This is a genomic window from Psychrobacillus sp. NPDC093200 (genome assembly GCF_050280345.1).
Classification (GTDB): Bacteria; Bacillota; Bacilli; order Bacillales_A; family Planococcaceae; genus Psychrobacillus; species Psychrobacillus faecigallinarum.
Window position 1 is genome coordinate 1,286,690 of sequence record NZ_JBNNVC010000001.1, and the last position, 14,214, is coordinate 1,300,903.

Genomic DNA, 14,214 nt, shown 5'->3' on the forward strand with positions numbered 1-14,214 from the left:
AGACACCTCCCAAAGAATGTATCTGTTCTTTGGGAGGTTGTTGTTTAGAGAGGGGATTAATAATGTTAACTTCTAAAAGAATTCTTGTTTGTGTTACGGGAGGTATAGCTGTTTATAAAGCGGTTGCTTTAGTAAGCAAGCTTTCACAGGCTGGAGCTGAAGTAAAAGTGATTATGACAGAATCCGCTATGGAATTTGTAAAGCCTTTAAGTTTTCAGGCGATGTCACGAAATGATGTTTACTTTGACACGTTTGATGAAAAAAACTCTAAAGTCATTGCCCATATAGATTTAGCAGACTGGGCAGATTTAGTTATTGTTGCTCCTGCAACAGCTAATACTATCGCAAAGTTAGCAAATGGAATTGCTGATAATATGGTGACCACTACCCTTTTAGCAACTACCGCAGATGTTTGGATCGCACCTGCTATGAATGTACATATGTACGACAATCCTGCAGTAAAACGTAATATTGAAAAGCTTTCAAACGACGGTTATTCATTTATCGAGCCATCTGAAGGCTTTTTAGCATGTGGTTATATTGGTAAGGGAAGACTAGAGGAGCCAGAAAAAATAGTTAAGCTAGTGGAAGAACATTTTGCACCTTGTGATTTGCCTTTAAAAGGTAAAAGAGTAGTTGTCACCGCTGGTCCAACTAGAGAAAAATTAGATCCAGTCCGCTTTTTGACTAATTTTTCTAGCGGAAAAATGGGTTATGCAATGGCAGAGGCTGCATCTAGGCTAGGTGCAGAGACTATTCTCGTTTCGGGTCCAGTTGCTATAGAAGCGCCAAGGAATGTTAAGGTAGTTAATGTTGAAAGTACTGAAGACATGTTTGTTGCAGTACTGGAGCATTTTGATAGTGCATCAATTATAGTCAAAACAGCTGCAGTAGCTGATTATAAAGCGAAAGAAATACACCCTCAAAAGATGAAGAAAAAAGATGGTGAAGTCACTATAGCTCTTGAAAAAACTACGGATATATTGTCAGAGCTTGGAAAACGTAAATCACATCAAATACTAGTTGGTTTTGCAGCTGAAACGAATGATGTAGTCCATTATGCTAAAGGTAAATTAGAGAAGAAGAATGCAGACTATATAATAGCTAATGATGTTACTGAAGAGGGTTCAGGTTTTGGGACAGAAACTAATTCTGTTACGCTGGTTGGAAAGAACGATATAGAAGTTCATTTCCCTCAAAACAGTAAGAAGGAGCTTGCTCTTCAGTTATTTCACACTATTATTGAGCTTGAAAAAGATGAGGCTCTATGATTGTAGAGGTCATAGTTGACGTAGCTGCATATCCTATTGATCGGCCATTTGATTATGTAGTGCCAGGGCATTTAGAGGATTTAGTGGAGCGAGGAAGCCGTGTCCATGTTCCTTTCGGTAATCGAAAAGTGCAAGGATTTATCACGAATATAAAACGAGAAACAGAAGTAGATAGATCGAAGCTAAAGGAAGTTCAATCTATAATAGATGTAGAGCCAGTTATTACAGAGGAACTGCTCAAATTATCCAAGTGGATGACAAAGAAAACTCTCTGCTATGAAATTGATGCACTTCAAGTAATGCTTCCCGCAGCATTGCGAGCGTCTTATAAAAAAAATATTAAAATTGTAGACCCCACCCAATTGGAAAAAGAGATTCTAGAGCTTTTTGGTAGAAAAGAAGTGCTTCCTTATGAAGCTTTTGAAAAATCGGGAATGCTAAAGATGATGAAAAAGCATTTAACTGAAGGAAGTTTAGAGCTCGAAAATGTTATCAAGCAACAAGCAAGGGTCAAAACAGTTACTAAATATACGCTTGTAGATGATAAGGATTTTGTTGTTGGCCAGCTCAATAAACTCACAAAACAAGCAGTGAGACAAAAAGAGTTAATCGAGTGGCTATTAGCTCAAGAAAAAAACTCATTTACAATGCAGGAATTAATTCAGGCTGCAAATGTTAGTAATGCTACCGTCAATACTCTTATTAATAAAAAAATATTAGTGAAAGAGCAAGAAGAAGTGTATCGAGAGATTACTTCGCTCGATTATCAGGATCGTGACAATCACGTTCAGCTAACAGTTGAACAGGAAACTGCATTATCTCATATAACTAAAGCTCAAAACAACGAAGAGAATACAACTTTCCTACTTCATGGCATTACTGGCAGTGGTAAAACAGAAATCTACTTACATGCAATTGAAAAATCTATAGCAGAAGGAAAACAGGCAATAATGCTAGTACCTGAAATTTCCTTGACACCTCAAATGACACGCCGTTTCAAGCTTCGCTTTGGTGATCAGGTGGCTGTCATGCATAGCGGTTTATCTACCGGAGAGAAATTTGATGAGTGGCGCAAAATTTGGCGTGGTGAAGTTATGGTTGTTGTCGGGGCAAGATCCGCAGTATTTGCTCCATTTAAGAATTTAGGTGTCATTATTTTAGATGAGGAGCATGAGTCCTCTTATAAACAGGAGGACACACCTCGCTATCATGCTAGAGATGTGGCAATTTGGAGAAGTGAGTTTCACAAATGCCCCGTTATTTTAGGTAGTGCCACCCCCTCATTAGAATCATATGCACGTGCATCAAAGGGAGTTTATACACTATTATCGTTAAGCATGAGAGCAAAAGAGCAGGCTCTTCCAACAGTTAACATAGTGGATATGCGCGCGGAACTGAAAAGTGGCAATCGTTCCATGTTTAGTCTACCTTTAGCAGATGCAATTCGAGAAAAATTAGAAATGAAGGAACAAATTGTATTATTCCTTAACAAAAGAGGGTTCTCTTCCTTTGTACTTTGTAGAGATTGTGGGACAGTTGTAGAATGCGACCAATGTGATATTTCCTTAACCTACCATCGAGAAGGCGAACGATTAAAATGTCACTATTGTGGACATGAGGAGCCTGTGCCCCAAGAGTGCCCTGAATGTCAAAGTGAGCACATCCGTTTTTTTGGTACGGGTACACAAAAGGTTGAAGAGGAAATAACTAAATTCTTTCCTTATGCCAGAGTATTGCGTATGGATGTGGATACTACAAGGACAAAGGGATCACATGAACGTATACTTAAAAAGTTTGGCGATGGCGAAGCAGATATTTTATTAGGTACACAAATGATAGCCAAGGGATTGGACTTTCCTAATATTACTTTAGTCGGGGTTTTAAATGCAGATACAACTTTGCATATTGCAGATTTTCGGGCTGCTGAAAAGACGTTTCAGCTTATGACGCAGGTTAGTGGTAGAGCAGGAAGGCATGATAAAGAAGGAGTTGTATATATTCAAACATATACTCCAGAGCACTATGCGATAGAGTACTCAAAGGATCAGTTGTACGAGCCTTTTTATCACAATGAAATGATCATGCGTAAGCAATATGAATATCCACCCTTCTATTTCGTAACACTTGTGCAAGTGACTCATGAAAATGTACTCCTTGCAGCTGAATATGCGAAACTTGCTACCGATTGGTTAAGAGATAATTTATCAAGCACGAGTATGGTAATAGGACCAACAGCAAGCGCAATAAGCAAGATACAAAATAGATATCGTTACCAATGTTTGATAAAATACAAAAAAGAACCACTATTAATCGAAAAACTACAGCAACTGATTAAAATTTATCGTACGGAGTGGATAAAAAAAGGTGTCGTGCTTACGGTAGACCTTGACCCATCCACAATTTTATAGGCTGTTTGAAAAGAGGAATAAGAAATGGCAATTAGAAATATTATTACACACCCAAATGATTTATTGACTAAAAAATGTGAAGAGGTTCATGTATTTGATGAGAAGCTTGCAAATTTATTGGATGATATGTATGACACGATGATCGCCTCAGATGGAATTGGTCTTGCTGCGCCACAGGTCGGCGAAACGATTCAAGTGGCTATCGTGGATCTAGGAGAAGGACAAGAGGTGATCGAAATGGTCAATCCAGAAGTCGTCGAAATAGGTGGATCAGAAGTAGAAGTTGAAGGCTGTTTAAGCTTCCCGGATATTTATGGAGAGGTGGAGCGACCTTTTTATGTGAAGGTAGAGGCACAGGATCGTGATGGCGCTTTATATGAGTTAGAGGCAGAGGACTATGAAGCAAGAGCAATCCTTCATGAAATTGATCATCTACACGGGGTTCTATTCACTACTAAAATTACTCGTTATGTTGATGTGGAAGAATTGGAGAATGAACTGGAGGAAGAGCTATGACATCCATTGTATTTATGGGTACACCTGCCTTTTCGGCTCCTATTTTACGCATGCTAGTGGAAGAGGGTTATGAAGTAAGTGCAGTCGTAACTCAACCTGACCGCCCAGTTGGAAGAAAAAAAGTTTTAACGCCGCCACCTGTAAAGGAAGAGGCTTTAGAACTTGGATTACCGATTATTCAACCTAACAAGTTAAAGGGCTCTGAGGAGCTCAATCAAATACTTAACCTTGCTCCAGATTTAATCATAACTGCTGCCTTTGGACAAATATTGCCGAAGGAGCTCTTAGAGGCTCCAAAATACGGTTGTATTAATGTGCATGCTTCCTTGCTTCCTTCCTATCGTGGAGGAGCTCCAATACACCAAGCAATAATAGATGGTCAAGAAAAAACCGGGGTTACCATCATGTATATGGAAGAAAAGCTAGATGCAGGAGATATTATATCGCAACGTGAAATCCCTATTACTCATTTAGATGATACCGGAATTCTTTTTGATAAATTAAGCGAAGTAGGTACACTGCTTTTAAAAGAGACTTTGCCGCTAATCATCACAGGTCGAAACGAACGCATAGTACAAGATGAATCGCTTGTGACCTATGCGAAAAATATTTCACGTGAGCAGGAAAGAATAGACTGGACTAAATCTGCTTTAGAAATTCACAACCAAATACGTGGTCTTCATCCATGGCCAGTAGCATATACAACATTGGATGGACAAACAGTGAAGCTTTGGAAAGCGGATATAATAGAAGTAAATACAAATGAACTGCCAGGTACAGTTGTAAAAATAGAATCGGATTACCTTGTTGTCCAAACAGGCGCTGAAGAAGCAATTCGAATTGACGAACTACAGCCAGCTGGAAAGAAAAGAATGTCTGCAAATGACTATTTGCGTGGCGTTGGTTCTAAATTGCGAATAGGAGATAAATTTGAATGACAAAAAAGAACGAAAAAATATGGACTGGTAATGTTAGGGATGCAGCCTTAACTATTTTAATGGCGGTTGAAAAACAACAAGCATATAGTAACCTTTTGCTGCATCAGACAATTGAAAAGTACGATATTGAACCAAAAGATCGAGCGTTGTTAACCGAGTTAACCTATGGAACACTTCAGCATAAAATGACTTTGGATTATTATCTAAAACCATTTATAAAAGGAAAGCTTGACGATTGGGTTAGACAGCTTCTTCGATTATCTCTATATCAAATCCATTATTTATCTAGAATTCCTGATCATGCAGCAGTGAATGAAGCGGTTAATATAGCAAAGAGAAGAGGTCATAAAGGAATTTCTGGAGTAGTGAACGGTATTTTGCGTTCAATTCTTCGAGAGGGGGTTAGTTCGACAGAAAGTATTGTGGACGATGTCGAGCGTCTTTCTATTGAAACAAGTCACCCTCTTTGGATGGTTAAACGATTTATATCAGAATATGGTTTCGAAACAACTAAGAAAATGCTTGAGGAAAACAATGAGCCACCAGTAACAACTTTGCGTGTCAATTTGTTTAAACGAACTGTAGAGCAAGTGATGCATTTGATGACACAAGAAGGATATGTCGTTGCACAAAGCGAAGTTATTCCAGAGTGTATTTATTTGTTTAATGGCCAGGCAGCAAAAACCACCGCTTTCCAAAAAGGATTTGTTACGATTCAAGACGAAAGCTCCATGATCCCAGCGTATGCCCTTCAACCTGAACCGGGCATGATTGTTTTAGATATGTGCTCAGCACCAGGAGGAAAAACAACACATATTGCTGAAAAAATGAAAAACACTGGTAAGCTTGTAGCTATGGATATCCATCAACATAAATTGAAGCTAGTAAAAGAAAATGCGGAAAGGCTGGGCTTTAGTTTCATAGAAACAGTTGAAAAGGATGGACGCAAAGCTTCTGAGTTATTCCCAGAGCAAACATTTGACCGTATTTTAGTGGACGCTCCTTGCAGTGGTTTAGGTGTTATGAAAAGAAAGCCAGATATTAAATACACAAAAAATGAAAAGGATTTTGATTCATTAAAGCCTATTCAGCTCAAATTGTTAGATGAAGCATATAAGCTATTGAAGCCAAATGGATTAATGGTTTATAGTACGTGTACAGTGGATAAGGAAGAAAATGAAGGAACCGCTAAACTATTTTTGGAAAATCACCCAGATATGCAACTAAAATCTTTTCCAGACGTTGTAAAAAATATAAAACAACAAGAAGAGGATGGTATGTTACAGCTGTTTCCTCAAGACTTAAGAAGTGACGGATTTTTTGTAGCAGTTTTTCAAAAACAGAGCTGATTGCAACGAGCTCTATCTATGAAGAGGTGAAGGTATAAATGAGGTTCGTTGTTAAAACTGATGTAGGCATGAAAAGAACGATCAATGAAGATCGTGTGGGTGTATTTCAGCGAGAGGATGGTCGTGTATTAGCGGTTGTTGCAGACGGAATGGGCGGACATAATGCCGGGGATGTAGCAAGTGAAATGGCCATTACAGAATTTGAAAAATATTTTCATGCTTATAATCCTTCTGTTGTTCCAGAAAAAGAATGGTTAATGTACACTTTCCAAACGATAAATCAGCTTATAGCTCAGCATTCTACCTCAAATACAGGCTGTGAAGGAATGGGGACTACATTAATTGCCGGCTTGTTTGAAAACAGTAAAGGCAGTAAAGGAATTATTGCGCATATAGGAGATAGCCGTGTTTATCAAATTACAGAAAATTTGGTTCAACAGATTACAAGAGATCACTCTTTTGTAAATGTACTGCTCGATTCAGGAGAAATTAATGAAGAGCAAGCAAAAACCCATCCTATGAAAAATGCAATTATGAAGGCTGTCGGAACAGAAAAAACTATTCATCCAGATTTTTTTGAGGTAGAATTTGTCGCTAATTCTTATTTTCTTTTTTGCACAGACGGATTAAGTAACAAATTAAGTGAATCCTTTATACAAAGCCTGCTTTACTCCAAGAAGTCTCTTCAAGTAATGGGAGATGAATTAGTGGAGGAAGCGAACAAGTCAGGTGGAGAAGATAATATCTCTCTGATTTTGTTAACAAACAAGGATGAGGAGGTGTAAGGATGTTAATCGGTAAAAGAGTTAGCGGCAGATATAAATTGCTAGAAATGATTGGTGGAGGCGGCATGTCCAATGTTTATTTGGCACATGACATGATTTTAGACAGAGATGTCGCGATTAAAGTATTGCGATATGATTTTTCTAACGAAGAAGAATTACGTCGTCGCTTTCAACGTGAAGCACTATCTGCAACAAGCCTTACACACCCTAATATAGTCAATATTTATGATGTCGGAGAAGATGAAGATATTCATTATATTGTTATGGAACATGTAAAAGGTGAAACGTTAAAACAATACATACAGAGTAATGCACCGGTTTCACCGATCAAATCAATCACTATTATGAAACAGTTAACTTCTGCAATTTCTAATGCACATAATAATCATATTATTCATCGAGATATTAAACCCCAGAATATTTTATTGGACGAGCAAGAAAATGTGAAAATAACTGATTTTGGAATAGCGATGGCATTGAGTGCGACCTCCCATACGCAGACCAATTCAGTATTAGGTACAGTACATTATTTATCACCAGAACAAGCACGTGGGGGCACAGCAACTAGAGAATCTGATATATATGCATTAGGTATAGTATTATTTGAACTTCTAACAGGACAGCTTCCTTTTTCGGGAGAATCAGCTGTTTCGATTGCCTTAAAGCACTTACAGGCTGAAACACCTTCAGTTAGAGCAATTAATCCAGCAATCCCACAAAGTCTTGAAAACGTAGTATTAAAAGCAACTGCAAAAGATCCTAGAAATAGATATCGTTCTGCTGAGGAAATGGAAAGAGACTTATCAACTGCCATGTCACCAGAAAGGTCTAATGAACCAAAATTTGTTGTACCGGTAGACGATGGAGCTACCAAGGTGCTTCCTATTATTAAAGAGCCTGTTTCTTTCGAGGATGTAGCAGAAACAAAAAAAATACCTACGGAGGCTCCTTCACAAGTATCAACAAAGAAGCCAAAGAAAAAAATAAAAAAATGGAAAGTTATAACAGGGATAATTGCTGGCTTGATTTTACTTGCATTAATCATCATTATTGCTTTCCCGGGATTGTTTAAACCAGACAAAATAGAGGTTCCACCTATTGCTGGGTTAGAATTAGAGGCTGCCATAAAGCTACTTGAATCAGAAGGCTTCGTCATTGGGGAGCAAATATTGGAATTTGACGATGAGATTGAAAAGGATCATGTTATTCGTACAACTCCGGAAGAGGGGAAAATGCGCGATAAAGAAACTGAAGTAGATCTTTACGTATCTCAAGGTAAAAAAACATCAGCAATGAGTAACTATGAAAACCAGGATATTGATCAGGTGAAGGCTTTGTTACAAAAGCAAGGATTTCGTAGTATCGATGATAGTGATAAAATATACTCTTCTGCTTCCGCAGGTACCATCTTAAAGCAAGAACCTGCAGCTGGAGAAGATATTATACCAGAAGAAACTGACATCTATTTCCAAGTTAGTCTTGGACCAGAAATGATTACACTAAGAGACTTAAGGGAATATAATGAAAAAAACCTTAACGAATATGCAACAAGTACAGGTATAAAGGTCGTAAGAACAAAAGAAGTACATCATGATAAGATTCCAAAGGGAGCAGTTGTAGAACAATCCCCTGCACCTAATGTGAAGATAGTTAAAGGGAGTACGGTAGAGGTAGTAATTTCTAAAGGACCTCAGCAAAAGAAGACTCAGACAGTTGTGAAAACCGTAACCATTGAATATTTACCTCCAGAAATAGATGGAGAGGACGGAGAAGAGGACGGAGAGATGGAACAGGAAGTGGTTCCACAAATTATTCGTATCTACATCCAAGACAAAAACCATAAATTAACTGATCCCCCTGTGGAAGAATTTGAAATTACTTCAACAATCGATAAAAAGATTTCATTAGAAATTGTAGAAGGCGAGACAGGTGGATACCTTATCAAAAGGGATCAAGAGGTTGTAGCGCAAGATAGCGTATCATATGAATAAATTAGGGAGGCATAGGATGCCAAACGGACAAATAAGAAAAGCACTTAGTGGATTTTACTATGTATATGACAACGGTAACATCATACAATGCAGAGGGAGAGGCGTCTTTAGAAATAGAGGCGAGTCTCCTCTAGTAGGTGATTTTGTCGACTATACGGTAGAAGGAGAAAACGATGGAACTATCACCGTTCTTCATGAAAGAAAAAATAACCTAGTTCGTCCGCCAATTGCTAATATTGATCAAGCGATTTTAGTTTTTTCTATTAAAGAACCAGATTTTAATACCATTTTATTGGATCGCTTTTTAGTAGTTCTCGAATCGTTTAATATTGAGCCAATCATTTGCTTGACGAAAAGTGATTTAATGGATGAAAAAATGAAAAAAACAATGGCAGTATATATTTCTGACTATGAAAAAATTGGTTATGAAATATTAATGACCTATAAAGATGATCCGGCTTTTCATGAAAAAATTTCCCCGGTTTTAAAAGGAAAAACCACGGTACTAGCTGGTCAGTCTGGAGTAGGGAAATCTACTTTACTGAATACAATTCTACCTTCGCTAGATTTAAAAACAGGTGTAATTTCTGATGCTTTAGGAAGAGGAAAGCATACGACCAGACATGTAGAGTTAATAGAGGTTTGTGATGGTCTTTTAGCGGATACGCCTGGTTTTAGTTCCTTTGAATTCGATTTAATGGAAAAAGAAGAACTATCTAGTTGTTTTCCAGACTTTGTAGAACGTCAAGATGGTTGTAAATATCGTGGATGCTTACACGTAAATGAACCTAAATGTGCAGTTAAGCAAGCAGTAGAGCTAGGAGAAATAAAAGATTACCGATATAAACATTATCTACAGTTTTATGAAGAAATCGTAGAAAGAAAGCCGAGGTACTAAAAATGATAAAAATTGCACCTTCCATCTTAGCCGCAAATTTTGCTAAATTAGGAGAAGAAGTTTTAGAGGTTGAAAAGGCTGGAGCTGAACTTATTCATATTGATGTGATGGACGGCCACTTTGTTCCCAATATTACGATGGGTCCAATTGTTGTGGAAGCTCTTCGTCCACTAACAAATCTACCGCTGGATGTACATTTAATGATTGAAAATGCAGACCAGTACATTGAAGCTTTCGCTAAGGCAGGAGCTGATTATATTACAGTACATGTGGAGGCCTGTCCGCATCTACATAGAACTATTCAACTGATTCGTTCCTTTGGAGTTAAGCCCGGGATCGTATTAAACCCACATACACCAATAGAAACTATTCAACATGTGTTAGAGGATATAGACATGGTTTTATTTATGACAGTGAATCCAGGATTTGGTGGTCAAAAGTTTATTCATTCTGTTGTACCGAAAGTAAAACAGCTTTCACAGATTATTAAAGAAAGAAATCTTTCTATAGAAATAGAGATTGATGGTGGTATTAACGAAGAAACTATTGTTCCTTGTGTAGAAGCTGGTGCAACTATTCTTGTAGCTGGCTCTGCTATATACAACGCACCAGATAAAGCTAAAGCTCTTCAAAGAATTAAAGCTGCTGGATTAAGCGCGGTTTCTAGATGAAACGTGTCTTCATTTGTTCTGGAGGCCCTTTAGAGGAAGTTGTTGATCTTAGACAGCTTCCTTTTTTTCAAGAAGAAACTATTTTCATTGGAGCAGATAGAGGTGCCTTTCATTTAATCAATGCTAACATTATTCCAAATGAGATTATTGGTGATTTCGATTCTATTAGCGAGGAAGAGCTGAACGTTTTACGTGAAAAAATAACTCATATATCTATTTTGCCTACGGATAAGGATGAGACAGATACACACTTAGCGTTATTAGAGGCTATGAAATATAATCCAACAGAAGTCATTTTAACTGGTGCAAGTGGCGCACGCTTAGATCACTATCAAGCTGCTTTACATGACGTTTATTACTTCCAGAAACGGTATCCAAAAGTATCCTTTTATATTCAAAACAATAAAAATAAACTTCAATTTTTACTACCTGGTACTCATTACATACAAAAACAGGAAGAATACAAATATATTTCCCTCTACCCTTTTGGTGAGAAGATTGGGAACGTGAATCTTGATGGTTTCTTATACAATGTAGAAAATGAAGTAGTGAATTATGGTAATGCGAAGTTTACTAGTAATGAACAAGTAGAACGAACAAGTACTATCTCCTTTGAGTCGGGCATATGTTTAATGATAAGAAGCAGTGACTAAAAGGGAGGAAATATGTGTGAAGGTCTACACTTTTAAATTACCTAAATCAGTTAGTAGTATTATGAAGGTATGTATTCGTCTGTTTAAAAAGGACGAGGAGAAAAAATAGTTTTAGACAGAAATAATGCCAGGTCGACGAATAGTCAACCTGGCATTAACTATGAGAGCGATTATACGCGCTCAATTTTTCCTGATTTTAAAGCTCTAGCAGAAACCCATACACGTTTAGGTTTACCGTCTACAAGAATACGGACCTTTTGAAGGTTTGCCCCCCATGTACGCTTGTTAGCGTTCATTGCGTGAGAACGAGCATTACCAGAACGAGCTTTACGCCCAGTGATTGCACATACTTTTGGCATTATAATTTCCTCCTTTAAAAAAGAAGCTGAAAGATTTTTCAGTTCGATATTTCACATACTTTAATAATTTACCACAGTCTCTTTTGATAAGCAAGTATATCAAGAAAAAAACCTTTACACTATAAAATAGAAAAGTTGGTTTGGCTTTGACTTGCAGTAATGGTCTTTACATAGTTACTATAGTATCAGGAATTGTATTTTCACGAAATGGCAATCTAATTACACTTTATGCAAAAAGTAGACGAATAGAAACGTGTCTTTTATAATTTTAAAGGGTGTAGTACAATAAGGGATAGTCAAAAAGGACTTGGGAGGTTTCAACATGTCAATAGAATTAACAAATGAATTCGGGCACATTGATATATCACAAGATACAATTGCACAGATTGCTGGCGGAGCCGCGATTGAATGCTATGGTATCGTAGGTATGGCATCAAAGCATCAAATCAGAGATGGTTTAACAGATATATTAAGAAAAGAAAATTTTACTAAAGGTGTTATTGTTAGACAGGACAAAGAAGATCTACATATCGATATGTATATTATTGTGAGTTACGGAACAAAAATTTCTGAAATCGCTTATCAAGTCCAATCCAAAGTGAAATATACACTGAATAAATCTCTTGGTATGTCGGTGAAATCCGTAAATGTTTACGTACAAGGAGTTCGCGTGGCAAACGTGTGATTAAGGAGAGAAAACAATGAAATCAATCAATGGTAATCAATTTGCAGATATGGTCAAGATGGGAGCACACCATCTTTTTCAAAACGCGGACTATGTCGATGCATTAAACGTATTTCCTGTTCCTGATGGTGACACAGGGACAAATATGAATCTTTCAATGACCTCGGGAGCTAAAGAAACTGCTGCCCACACGAGTGAGCACATCGGTAAAACTGCTCAAGCATTATCCAAGGGGTTATTGATGGGGGCAAGGGGAAACTCAGGAGTTATCTTATCTCAGCTTTTCAGAGGCTTCGGTAAATCTATTGAGCAATATGCTACTTTGGATGCGAAGCAATTTGCTCAAGCTCTGCAATACGGCGTGGAAACTGCCTATAAAGCGGTTATGAAGCCGGTCGAAGGTACAATTTTGACTGTTGCTAAAGACTCTGCTAAAAAAGCAGTGGAAGTTAGTGAAACTGTTACAGATATCCCTGAATTAATGGCAGCTGTTGTAGAAGAGGCAAAACAATCACTGAATAGAACTCCAGACCTATTACCTGTTTTAAAAGAAGTTGGGGTAGTAGATAGTGGTGGACAAGGCTTAGTATTTGTATATGAGGGCTTCTTAGCAAGCTTAAAGGGAGAAGAACTTCCTGAGAAAACGGTTAGTAACTCTATGGATGATTTGGTAAGTGCCGAGCATCATAAAAGTGTTCAAGGATTTATGGACACGGCAGACATTGAATTCGGATTTTGTACGGAGTTTATGGTTCGTTTCGAAGAAGGGAAAAAATCCTTTGACGAAAATGATTTCCGCAATGATTTAAGTGCATATGGAGATTCTCTATTAGTAATTTCTGACGATGAGATTGCTAAAATTCATATACACTCTGAAACTCCAGGTGAAGTATTGACGTATGGTCAGCAATATGGAGATCTTATCAAAATTAAAATTGAAAATATGCGTCAGCAACATACGGAAATAGTTGGTGAAGGCCATTCAGCTGAAGCTGCTGTAAAAAAAGCTGAAGTGCATCCATATGCAGTGGTTACTGTTGCAATGGGTACCGGAGTTGCAGAATTATTAAGAAGCTTAGGTGCTTCAGCTGTAATAGAAGGTGGACAAACAATGAACCCTTCTACAGAGGATATTGTAAAAGCAATTGAATCGGTAGGTGCAGAGCGTGTATTAATCCTTCCAAATAACAAAAATATTGTAATGGCTGCTGAACAAGCGGCTGAAGTATTAGGAATAGAAGCAGCTGTTGTGCCAACAAAAACGATTCCTCAAGGGATGGCTGCAATTTTGGCATTCAATGCTCAAGTAAGTGTTGAAGAAAACAAAAAGAATATGACTGCAGCATTTTCTCATGTAAAAACTGGTCAGGTTACCTTTGCTGTTCGTGATACGTCCATTGACGGCGTTGAGATTAAAAAAGATGATTTCATGTCTTTAGCAGAAGGTAAAATTATTCTTTCTCAGCCTTCTAGAGTCGAAGCAGCCACTAAACTGGCAAATGAATTGATTGATAATGATTCAGAAATAGTAACTGTTATATACGGCGAAGATGTTTCTGAAGAAGAAGCAGGCAAGTTTGCTGCTTATATCGAAGAACAATTTGAGGATGTTGAAGTAGAACTTTATAACGGTAAACAACCGTTATATCCATATATCTTATCGGTCGAATAAAGAAGAGCGACTCCGCGT

General features: G+C 37.7%; 14 protein-coding genes. 13 read left to right on the plus strand and 1 reads right to left on the minus strand.

Features of this window, described 5'->3' with window-relative positions; translation table 11 throughout:
* Positions 1-62: 62 nt before the first annotated feature.
* Genes coaBC through spoVM form a run of 11 tightly spaced genes read left to right on the plus strand, consistent with a single transcriptional unit; the run spans position 63 to position 11,589 of the window.
* Positions 63-1,271 (plus strand): bifunctional phosphopantothenoylcysteine decarboxylase/phosphopantothenate--cysteine ligase CoaBC, encoded by a 1,209-nt coding sequence (gene coaBC, locus ACQKNZ_RS06225; RefSeq protein ID WP_340862871.1) that lies wholly within the window; start codon positions 63-65, stop codon positions 1,269-1,271.
* Positions 1,268-3,679 carry a primosomal protein N' gene (priA, locus tag ACQKNZ_RS06230; protein ID WP_427658629.1) on the plus strand — a complete coding sequence of 804 codons (2,412 nt, stop codon included), beginning with the start codon at positions 1,268-1,270 and terminating at the stop codon, positions 3,677-3,679. Before coaBC ends, priA begins: the two co-directional genes overlap by 4 nt.
* 24 nt (positions 3,680-3,703) lie before the next feature.
* Positions 3,704-4,195, plus strand: a complete 492-nt coding sequence (gene def / locus ACQKNZ_RS06235) for a peptide deformylase (RefSeq protein WP_144538008.1) — start codon at positions 3,704-3,706, stop codon at positions 4,193-4,195.
* A complete protein-coding gene (fmt, locus tag ACQKNZ_RS06240) occupies positions 4,192-5,133 on the plus strand; it encodes a methionyl-tRNA formyltransferase (RefSeq protein WP_427658631.1) in 942 nt (313 codons plus the stop codon). Before def ends, fmt begins: the two co-directional genes overlap by 4 nt.
* Positions 5,130-6,482, plus strand: coding sequence for a 16S rRNA (cytosine(967)-C(5))-methyltransferase RsmB (gene rsmB / locus ACQKNZ_RS06245; protein WP_151110599.1), 1,353 nt, complete (start codon positions 5,130-5,132; stop codon positions 6,480-6,482). Before fmt ends, rsmB begins: the two co-directional genes overlap by 4 nt.
* A gap of 38 nt (positions 6,483-6,520) precedes the next feature.
* Positions 6,521-7,267: a Stp1/IreP family PP2C-type Ser/Thr phosphatase gene (locus tag ACQKNZ_RS06250; RefSeq protein WP_144538011.1), complete on the plus strand. Its 747-nt coding sequence runs from the start codon at positions 6,521-6,523 to the stop codon at positions 7,265-7,267.
* Between the two features lie 2 nt (positions 7,268-7,269).
* The gene (gene pknB / locus ACQKNZ_RS06255) at positions 7,270-9,258 is read left to right on the plus strand and encodes a Stk1 family PASTA domain-containing Ser/Thr kinase (protein WP_427658634.1); all 1,989 of its coding nucleotides are present in this window, start codon (positions 7,270-7,272) and stop codon (positions 9,256-9,258) included.
* Positions 9,259-9,274: 16 nt separating this feature from the next.
* The gene (gene rsgA / locus ACQKNZ_RS06260) at positions 9,275-10,156 is read left to right on the plus strand and encodes a ribosome small subunit-dependent GTPase A (RefSeq protein WP_151110593.1); all 882 of its coding nucleotides are present in this window, start codon (positions 9,275-9,277) and stop codon (positions 10,154-10,156) included.
* A 2-nt stretch (positions 10,157-10,158) separates the two neighbouring features.
* Entirely contained in the window at positions 10,159-10,827 is a 669-nt protein-coding gene (rpe, locus tag ACQKNZ_RS06265; RefSeq protein WP_144538014.1) for a ribulose-phosphate 3-epimerase, read from the plus strand.
* Entirely contained in the window at positions 10,824-11,480 is a 657-nt protein-coding gene (locus ACQKNZ_RS06270) for a thiamine diphosphokinase (protein WP_144538015.1), read from the plus strand. The genes rpe and ACQKNZ_RS06270 overlap by 4 nt, the downstream gene beginning before the upstream one ends.
* 16 nt (positions 11,481-11,496) lie before the next feature.
* Positions 11,497-11,589 (plus strand): stage V sporulation protein SpoVM, encoded by a 93-nt coding sequence (gene spoVM, locus ACQKNZ_RS06275; RefSeq protein WP_144538016.1) that lies wholly within the window; start codon positions 11,497-11,499, stop codon positions 11,587-11,589.
* 61 nt (positions 11,590-11,650) lie between these two features.
* Here the strand turns inward: spoVM and rpmB are convergent, their stop codons facing one another.
* Positions 11,651-11,839 (minus strand): 50S ribosomal protein L28, encoded by a 189-nt coding sequence (gene rpmB, locus ACQKNZ_RS06280; protein ID WP_093263405.1) that lies wholly within the window; start codon positions 11,837-11,839, stop codon positions 11,651-11,653.
* A gap of 322 nt (positions 11,840-12,161) precedes the next feature.
* Here rpmB and ACQKNZ_RS06285 point away from each other — a divergent pair, with 322 nt between their 5' ends.
* Positions 12,162-12,524: an Asp23/Gls24 family envelope stress response protein gene (locus tag ACQKNZ_RS06285; protein ID WP_144538017.1), complete on the plus strand. Its 363-nt coding sequence runs from the start codon at positions 12,162-12,164 to the stop codon at positions 12,522-12,524.
* 16 nt (positions 12,525-12,540) lie between these two features.
* On the plus strand, positions 12,541-14,196 hold the full coding sequence (locus tag ACQKNZ_RS06290; RefSeq protein ID WP_154311149.1) for a DAK2 domain-containing protein: 1,656 nt from the start codon (positions 12,541-12,543) through the stop codon (positions 14,194-14,196).
* The last annotated feature ends 18 nt before the right edge of the window (positions 14,197-14,214 follow it).

Coding starts and splice junctions, on each gene's coding strand:
- ACQKNZ_RS06285 (WP_144538017.1), top strand. CDS start 12,162: ATGTCAATAGAATTAACAAATGAATTCGGGCACATTGATATATCACAA.
- ACQKNZ_RS06290 (WP_154311149.1), top strand. CDS start 12,541: ATGAAATCAATCAATGGTAATCAATTTGCAGATATGGTCAAGATGGGA.
- priA (WP_427658629.1), top strand. CDS start 1,268: ATGATTGTAGAGGTCATAGTTGACGTAGCTGCATATCCTATTGATCGG.
- pknB (WP_427658634.1), top strand. CDS start 7,270: ATGTTAATCGGTAAAAGAGTTAGCGGCAGATATAAATTGCTAGAAATG.
- fmt (WP_427658631.1), top strand. CDS start 4,192: ATGACATCCATTGTATTTATGGGTACACCTGCCTTTTCGGCTCCTATT.
- rsgA (WP_151110593.1), top strand. CDS start 9,275: ATGCCAAACGGACAAATAAGAAAAGCACTTAGTGGATTTTACTATGTA.
- def (WP_144538008.1), top strand. CDS start 3,704: ATGGCAATTAGAAATATTATTACACACCCAAATGATTTATTGACTAAA.
- rsmB (WP_151110599.1), top strand. CDS start 5,130: ATGACAAAAAAGAACGAAAAAATATGGACTGGTAATGTTAGGGATGCA.
- rpmB (WP_093263405.1), bottom strand. CDS start 11,839: ATGCCAAAAGTATGTGCAATCACTGGGCGTAAAGCTCGTTCTGGTAAT.
- rpe (WP_144538014.1), top strand. CDS start 10,159: ATGATAAAAATTGCACCTTCCATCTTAGCCGCAAATTTTGCTAAATTA.
- ACQKNZ_RS06250 (WP_144538011.1), top strand. CDS start 6,521: ATGAGGTTCGTTGTTAAAACTGATGTAGGCATGAAAAGAACGATCAAT.
- coaBC (WP_340862871.1), top strand. CDS start 63: ATGTTAACTTCTAAAAGAATTCTTGTTTGTGTTACGGGAGGTATAGCT.
- ACQKNZ_RS06270 (WP_144538015.1), top strand. CDS start 10,824: ATGAAACGTGTCTTCATTTGTTCTGGAGGCCCTTTAGAGGAAGTTGTT.